Origin of the sequence: Psychromonas hadalis ATCC BAA-638, from assembly GCF_000420245.1 — a bacterium.
Taxonomy (GTDB): Bacteria; Pseudomonadota; Gammaproteobacteria; order Enterobacterales; family Psychromonadaceae; genus Psychromonas; species Psychromonas hadalis.
The window spans coordinates 1-7828 of the sequence record NZ_ATUO01000159.1; the positions used below are offsets into that span (position 1 = coordinate 1).

The following is a 7828-nucleotide window of genomic DNA, read 5'->3' on the forward strand; positions in this document are numbered from 1 at the left end:
ACTTGCTCTAAATTATTTCCAAAAAACCTTAACGACTGGTTATTTTGAAAACAAAAGATCAAGTAATTTTGAAGCCGATTTTAAGTAAAAAATAGGGTCGATTAGCGGTGCTTAATCGACCCTTTAAGGAAGTATAATGCAATCACAATTTGAGCCACTTATCTGTACCAAACGTATCGATGAAACCGCTGATGCCACTACGTTTGAATTTAAAAAATTGGATGATAGCCCTTTTGATTATAAAGCAGGGCAGTTTATTACTTTTGAAGTTGATGTGGCGGGTGAGCTGGAATATCGTGCTTATTCGCTCTCTTCAACGCCTTCAAAACCTCAGTCTGTTGCGGTCACAATTAAGCGCGTAATAGGTGGTAAAGTCTCTAATTACTTATTGGATCACCTACAAGCGGGTATCGCTTTACCTGCAATGCCACCTGCGGGCGAATTTACCATTGAAAATAATCAAGTTAGTGCTGATATTCTCCTCATGAGTGCAGGTAGCGGGATCACTCCGTGTATGTCGATGGCACGTTGGTTATTAGATACACAGCAAAAGGTGAATATTCACTTTATCTATAGCGCACGTAGCGAAGCCGATATTATTATGGCGAGTGATTTAGCAATGCTTAATGAGCAATATGATAACTTTCAGCTTTCCTTTATTTTAGAAGAAACAGAAAGTGCTGAATTTATCAAAGGGCGTTTAAATGTGCATAACCTCACACAACTTGTGCCAGAGGTAGCAGGGAAAACTATCTTTACCTGTGGACCCACACCTTATATGCAAGTAGTTGAAACGCTGGCTGAAGAGCGTGGTTTTGATATGGCACTTTTCCATAAAGAGAGTTTTGTACCTAAAGTGGAAGAAAAACAGGAGCAGAACGATAACGGTGTAAGCTATCAAGTCGTTGCCCCACAACATGGTAAAAACTTCACTATTACTGCCAATAAAACCCTACTTAATGCGTTAGAAGAAGCGGGTGTGCCTATTGTTGGCGCTTGTCGCTCTGGTGTGTGCGGTGCTTGCAAATGTAAAGTAACGGGTAGTGTTGAAAGCACCAGCCGTGAAACATTAACCGCTAAGCAAATTGAGCAAGGTTATGTGTTAAGTTGTAGTACAAGAGCAACGTCAGACTTAGTGGTTGAGCTTTGAGTTATTAATTAAGGCGCTGTATAGCGTCTATTTTTCTTCTGCACGCGTTTGTGATAGCGCGGTTGCGATTAAACCCGTTGGCACGGCAACAATACCTAATCCCACCATTAACACAAAAAAGGTAAAGACTTTTCCGCCGACAGTAATAGGGTACATATCACCATAACCTACAGTGGTGAGTGTGGTTAATGCCCACCATAAACTGTGGAAAACAGATTGGAATTGTTCTGGTTGTGCCGCATTCTCAAAATAGTAGATGCCGACGGAGGAAAGGTAAAGCATGATTAATGCAACAAATCCAAACAGTAACATCTCCTCTTTGACCAAGATAAATGCGCGCTTAAAACGCTGTAATGCTTTACTGTATTTGAACAGTTTAAAAATGCGCAATAGTCTGAATAAACGAAATAGTCGCACTGTGCGTAAATCAAGCCCTGATGCGATGTAAAAAGGCAAAATGGCCATTAAATCGATAAATCCGTAAAAGCTAAAAATGTAACTTAAACGCTTATCAGCAACATAGATGCGCAATAGGTATTCAAGCGTAAATAAGATAACAATAACCGTTTCAATTAGATGCAGAGAATGGCGCTGTGTGGTTGATAGATTAGGTAACGTTTCCAGTGAGAAAGTGATCAGGGAAAGTATGATTAATGCTTGGATGAAAAGTGCAAAGAGGTGCCCTAGCTTGGTATCACTATTATGAACCAGTGCATGCAGGTTATTTTTAGAAAATATTTTTTTAAACAGCAATGTAACCCCCTTTTTGATAGTGAGTATACGTTAATGGGTGGCTAAAGAATAATCCATATTTTGTAGATGTTTTATTAGGCGATAATTAACTTGACTGGTTTTGGTAAACTTTATAATGGGCAGTGCCTAATGGATTGGCTGGTGGAGAGTCCACACGATAACCCTCAATCACGCCAGCACAAAAATGTCACACTGATATCTGCATTGCTGTGCCGCAAGGAATTGAATTAAAAATCTTAGCTACTGACTTATGCTCCTACATGCGCAACACGGTCACAGATAAAAAACACTATAGTTTATATTGGGAACCGTTGGTTACGCAGGTGATGAAGTCTGGTGTGGAAACCGATGATCGCCCCTGTTTTGAGCTTTACCATCACGTAATTTTAACTTTTTGCATTACATTGAGATGAGAGTGAAATTAAGTTTTTATTCGCATCTATTTCTCTCGATGTTAGTCTTCAAAACTTACCCTCTTTTTAGCAAGTCAACTAAGCTACTGATGCAATTCAATATAAAAACAGTGTAAAGTGAGCATCTGATTGATCTGTTAGGATAAAAAATGAAATTGGAAAAAGTCCCATTAAGTGCATTAAATGGTGTGGGTATTAAAATGTCTGAACGGTTAGAGAAGATCGGACTCTTTAGTGTTGCCGATCTGCTCTTTCATCTGCCGTTGCATTATCAAGACAGAACTCGAATTTATCCTATTGCAGAGCTACAAGATGGCATGCAGGTTAGTGTACAAGGACATATTATTAGCTGTAATGTGCAGATGGGTAAACGCCGAATCCTAAAGTGTCAGATAGGAGATGAAACGGGCAGAGTGATGCTCAATTTTTTCCATTTCAACGCCTCGCAAAAAAACAGCTTTCGTGAAGGTCAATTGATCAAATGTTTTGGTGAGTTTAAACGCGGTTATCAAGGTTTTGAAATAACCCATCCAGAATACAAATTGATTAAACAACGTGAAACATCAACTGCAGAAGAGAAGTTAACTCCTATTTACCCTGCCACAGAGGGATTAAAGCAGAATGGTTTACGTAAACTCGCACTACAAGCGATTGATATGTTAAAACAAAATGGTATTGATGAGCTATTACCTACACAGTTATTAAGTCATCCTATCAGTTTACAAGATGCGCTGTTATACCTGCACCAGCCTCCATCCGATGCCAATATTGAGCAGTTAGAAGCTAAAACTCACCCCGCACAGCAACGTTTGATTATTGAAGAGTTGCTCGCACAACAACTGAGTATGTTAGCAATGCGTGCCTCGGCACAATCACATCAATCGGTCAGCATTGATAACGTCGGCTTATTGCATAATAAGTTGCTAGCAAACTTAGGGTTTTCGCCAACCAATGCACAAAGCAGAGTCGCTAAAGAGATTCAAGCAGACTTACAACAAGCGATACCGATGATGCGTTTGGTGCAAGGCGATGTTGGATCAGGAAAAACATTAGTGGCGGCACTTGCTGCATTAAGTGTGATTGAAGCGGGTTATCAGGTGGCACTCATGGCACCTACTGAATTATTAGCAGAGCAGCATTTTATTAATTTTAAGAAGTGGTTTGAGCCGTTGAATATTCGAGTCGGTATGTTATCGGGCAAGATGAAAGTGAAAGAGAAGCGCTCGCAAACCGAAAATATACAACTCGGTCTCTCAAAAATGGTGGTGGGCACCCATGCACTGTTTTCTGATAATGTTATTTTTAATAATTTGGCATTAATTATCGTTGATGAGCAACACCGTTTTGGTGTGCATCAACGTTTAGCGCTCAGGGAGAAAGGTCTGTCTACTGGGCTTGCGCCACATCAACTGACTATGACGGCTACCCCTATTCCACGCACGTTAGCCATGACCGCTTATGCCGACTTGAAAGTCTCAGTGATTGATGAGTTACCACCGGGGCGCACCGCAGTGAAAACCGTGGCGCTACCTGATACACGACGCGACGATATTGTTAAGCGCGTCTATCAGTCCTGTAAAAATGAGGGGCGACAAGTTTATTGGGTGTGTACCTTGATTGAAGAGTCGGAAGTTTTAGAGTGTCAAGCGGCGGAAGATACTGCTAATAACTTACAACTCACACTGCCTGATCTGCGTATTGGCCTTGTTCATGGGCGCATGAGAGCAGATGAAAAGTTGTATGTGATGGATGCCTTTAAAGCTGCTGAGTTGGACTTGCTGGTGGCGACAACCGTGATTGAGGTAGGAGTGGATGTACCTAATGCCAGTTTAATGATTATTGAAAATCCTGAGCGCTTGGGGCTTTCACAGTTACACCAACTACGTGGACGAGTGGGTCGCGGTAGCGTGGCGAGTCACTGTGTATTACTGTATAAAAATCCGTTGTCATTTACCGCTAAAAAACGTTTGCAAATTTTACGTGAAAGTAACGATGGTTTTTATATCTCTGAGCAAGATCTGTTGATTCGAGGTCCGGGAGAAGTATTAGGTACTAAACAAACAGGTGTAGCGCAATTTAAAATTGCCGACTTGTTGCGCGATCAAGCCTTAGTGCCGTATTCGTTACAACTTGCACAGCAGTTGCTCTGCAGTCATCCTGAATTAATTGCGCCTTTAACGAAGCGTTGGTTAGGTGATAAAGCGCAGTATGCGCATGCTTAAACGTATTTTTCTAATAAGCACCTTATTACTGGGATTGTTATCTGTTTCGATAGCCAGCTTTGTCTATTTTTTAAATATCAATGATTACTCTGATTGGATAACAACGCAGGTTAAACAAACAACGGGTTATGATCTGCGTTTTGAGCATTTTGAAAACAGCTGGTTAACAGATAAAAGCTTCTCGTTTACAGGGCTTGCGCTCTACCAGCAAGGTAAAAGAGTGGTGTATATTAAGCAGCTTGATCTACAGGTAGACAAGTTGGACTTATGGCAACGTGAACTGGATATTCAATTTATTAAATTACAGGGTGTTGATATTGATTTTACGCAAACGGTGATCCCTCCTGTGTTAACTTCACAGAGCCAATCACAGACAGAAAAACAGCGTCGAATAATACAAAGCATAGCGTGGGAAAGGTTTCATGTTGGCAAGTTTCAACTTATTGATCTGAATGTTGCCTTACAAAAAGAGGACAAAAATTTACTGCTAAAAGAAGCATCTATTACGTTAAATGATCTGCTGATTATTGAAAGGCAACAGCTAAAAATGCTACCCGTCAGCTTGGATTTAGTCACAACGTTTAACAGCCTGACACTGAGTAATAAGCAACAAAGCATGTTTTTGCAAAATTTGCAGTTATCAGCGCAGGCGGATCTATTACAACGAAAAGCGAGATTAAATTTAAGTCTCGAATCGATGGCACTTCAACCTGATCAGCAATTTCATGCATTACAGTTAACCATGCAATTGGAGCAAGAGAAACTACGCATCGCACATTTTAGTGCTGATGCTTTTTCAGGAAATTTAACAATGCAAGCAGATGTGTTGTTAGCGCTCACTTTGTTTCCACTGCCTGATATTCAGGTCAAAGAGGTGATACTGCAATCATTGCTTGCTCAAGATATGCAGTTAACCATCCCCGCTTTTAAAAGGGAGGCTAACGAGAAAGATAAGGCTTCCCAAAAAGCATTATTGCCCATTGAAACACTGCTATTAAAAGGTCTACAGCTTAAAAATATTAATATACGCAGTGAAAATGCCGCCTTTCCATTGTTCATTACGGCACTAGATTTACAACTGAGCGACTTTACTCCGATTAGAAATTATCAATGGTTAGATCTTCCCTCGCACCATGAACAAACGGGTAGCTTCGCGGTTGCTTTTGAGCGTTTAAATTGGCAACAGGCTGAAATTGAACAGTTTTCAGTAACGGGTAGTTTGTCAGAGCAGGATCAAGGCTTGAAAACATTATATAAATTATTACCTGCAATTAAATGATATCAATTATCATTTGCATCTGTTCTTTTTTGATCTTATATTCTCCTTTTAAATAAAAAGGAGTGTGATCATGTTAGATAAAAATAGAATGAGTTTATTTACCGGTGCATTATTTGGTATTGGCTCGATTGCAGTGATGATGACGATTATCGGTATTTGTAGCTGGTTTATGATGCACTTACTTATTTTTAGGATGTAATGGATTAATATTTCAATAAGATCAAAACAGATAAAATCACATTTGTTATACTGCCCCCCTTTTAAATTTTAAGGGACTTCATGATTGAAAATAATTTTGCGATAACGGCGACGTTTATTGCTTATTTAGGGTTGATGCTTTATATCGGATATTATGCGTATCAGCGTACTGCTAACTCCTCAGACTACTTTCTTGGAGGACGTAATTTAGGGCCTTGGCCAGCCGCACTTTCTGCGGGTGCTTCCGATATGAGTGGTTGGTTATTGCTCGGTTTACCTGGTTATGCATACGCTGCGGGTATTGAATCATTATGGCTTGCTGTTGGCCTGTTAATGGGTACGTGGGCAAACTGGTTAATTTCAGCAAAACGTTTACGTACTTACAGTATTACCACGGATAACGCCTTAACGCTGCCTGAATTTATCTCTCGACGTTTTAATGATCAATCAAAATTAGTGCAAACCATTGCCGCCTTTTTCATTCTTATGTTCTTCCTTTTCTATACCAGTTCTGGGCTTGTGGCGGGTGGTAAATTGTTTGAGACGGTCTTTGGTTTAAATTACACTTATGCGGTGATCATTGGGGCTGTTTGTGTGGTTTCTTATACCCTATTTGGTGGTTTCTTAGCGGTTGCATGGACTGATTTAGTGCAAGGGTTATTGATGTCTGCGGCGCTCTTAATTGTACCGATTGCCACGATGCAAGGTGGATTTGGTCAGCTCAGTGCAGATTTAAGTGCCATTAACCCTGAATTGTTAACCTTGTGGAATGGCATTGATGGCAAGCCATTATCATGGATTGCCATTGTCTCGTTGCTTGCATGGGGCTTAGGTTACTTTGGTCAGCCACATATTTTGGCGCGTTTTAAAGCAACACGCAGTAATGCAGATTTAGTGACCGCACGCCGCATTGCGGTTATCTGGACTGCTATTTCAATGGTTGGTGCTGTATTAGTGGGGTTAGTGGGGCTCATTTATGTACAAGGTAACTTAGCGGAAGGTCTTGTAGATGGAGAGAAGATTTTCATGTTATTAGTTAATGCAATGTTCCATCCTATTATCGCAGGTATTTTATTGGCTGCTATCTTAGCCGCCATTATGAGTACCGCGGATTCTCAGTTATTAGTTTCTTCATCAGCATTAGCTGAAGATTTCTACAAACAGTTAATTAAGCCAGATGCTACAACAGAACAAGTGATGTTGGTAGGACGTTTAGGTGTGATTGCTTTGTCATTATTAGCATTGTTTTTAGCGATGAACCCAGATAGTTCTGTATTAGGTCTCGTTTCTTATGCATGGGCAGGTTTTGGTGCCGCATTTGGTCCTGTGATCATCCTTAGCTTGTATTGGAAACGCATGAACCGTAATGGAGCATTAGCAGGAATTTTAGTCGGTGGCATCACCATTGTTATCTGGAAACAGTTAACGGGTGGTATTTTTGAACTGTACGAAATCGTACCGGGCATTATTTTTGCAACCACTGCGATTGTAGTGGCAAGCCTAGCAACTAAAGCACCAGAGCAAGCGGTTATTGAGCAATTTGAGTTGTTTGAAAGTAACCTTAAAAGTTTTAAATAACAGCATGTACGGATGGCCTGTGGGTCATTCGTGCCTATTTTCTTACTCATTTTACTATTAGCTTTTTATTGTTATCTTCTTAATATCTGTTCATCATTATTTTTAATCTTTACACTTATACCGATTACATTAAGTATGTGATCTAAATTTTACGCAGGGAAAACAGCTTAATTCAAGGCGTAAGTTGACGTAAATGGTTGTTCCCTTTGCGAAACTTACAACGTAGAAGTGAGTT

Annotated in this window: 6 protein-coding genes; 5 read left to right on the forward strand and 1 reads right to left on the reverse strand. The window is 40.2% G+C overall.

What is annotated here, in order from left to right:
- Nucleotides 1–136 precede the first annotated feature (136 nt).
- On the forward strand, nucleotides 137–1150 hold the full coding sequence (locus G322_RS0115535; RefSeq protein ID WP_022942655.1) for an FAD-binding oxidoreductase: 1014 nt from the start codon (nucleotides 137–139) through the stop codon (nucleotides 1148–1150).
- Between the two features lie 27 nt (nucleotides 1151–1177).
- Here the strand turns inward: G322_RS0115535 and G322_RS0115540 are convergent, their stop codons facing one another.
- Nucleotides 1178–1903, reverse strand: a complete 726-nt coding sequence (locus G322_RS0115540) for an ion transporter (protein ID WP_022942656.1) — start codon at nucleotides 1901–1903, stop codon at nucleotides 1178–1180.
- Between the two features lie 562 nt (nucleotides 1904–2465).
- Here G322_RS0115540 and recG point away from each other — a divergent pair.
- The 4 genes from recG (at nucleotide 2466) to putP (ending at nucleotide 7593) form a co-directional block, all read left to right on the forward strand.
- The gene (gene recG, locus G322_RS0115545; RefSeq protein WP_022942657.1) at nucleotides 2466–4538 is read left to right on the forward strand and encodes an ATP-dependent DNA helicase RecG; all 2073 of its coding nucleotides are present in this window, start codon (nucleotides 2466–2468) and stop codon (nucleotides 4536–4538) included.
- Nucleotides 4525–5817 carry an AsmA family protein gene (locus G322_RS0115550; protein ID WP_022942658.1) on the forward strand — a complete coding sequence of 431 codons (1293 nt, stop codon included), beginning with the start codon at nucleotides 4525–4527 and terminating at the stop codon, nucleotides 5815–5817. Before recG ends, G322_RS0115550 begins: the two co-directional genes overlap by 14 nt.
- Nucleotides 5818–5887: 70 nt before the next feature.
- Nucleotides 5888–6016 carry a hypothetical protein gene (locus G322_RS24600; protein ID WP_022942659.1) on the forward strand — a complete coding sequence of 43 codons (129 nt, stop codon included), beginning with the start codon at nucleotides 5888–5890 and terminating at the stop codon, nucleotides 6014–6016.
- Nucleotides 6017–6096: 80 nt separating this feature from the next.
- Nucleotides 6097–7593: a sodium/proline symporter PutP gene (gene putP, locus G322_RS0115560; protein ID WP_022942660.1), complete on the forward strand. Its 1497-nt coding sequence runs from the start codon at nucleotides 6097–6099 to the stop codon at nucleotides 7591–7593.
- Nucleotides 7594–7828 lie beyond the last annotated feature (235 nt).

What these genes read in the sequence shown, in the direction of transcription:
- G322_RS0115535 (WP_022942655.1), top strand. Translation starts at nt 137, where the DNA reads ATGCAATCACAATTTGAGCCACTTATCTGTACCAAACGTATCGATGAA.
- recG (WP_022942657.1), top strand. Translation starts at nt 2,466, where the DNA reads ATGAAATTGGAAAAAGTCCCATTAAGTGCATTAAATGGTGTGGGTATT.
- G322_RS0115550 (WP_022942658.1), top strand. Translation starts at nt 4,525, where the DNA reads ATGCGCATGCTTAAACGTATTTTTCTAATAAGCACCTTATTACTGGGA.
- putP (WP_022942660.1), top strand. Translation starts at nt 6,097, where the DNA reads ATGATTGAAAATAATTTTGCGATAACGGCGACGTTTATTGCTTATTTA.
- G322_RS24600 (WP_022942659.1), top strand. Translation starts at nt 5,888, where the DNA reads ATGTTAGATAAAAATAGAATGAGTTTATTTACCGGTGCATTATTTGGT.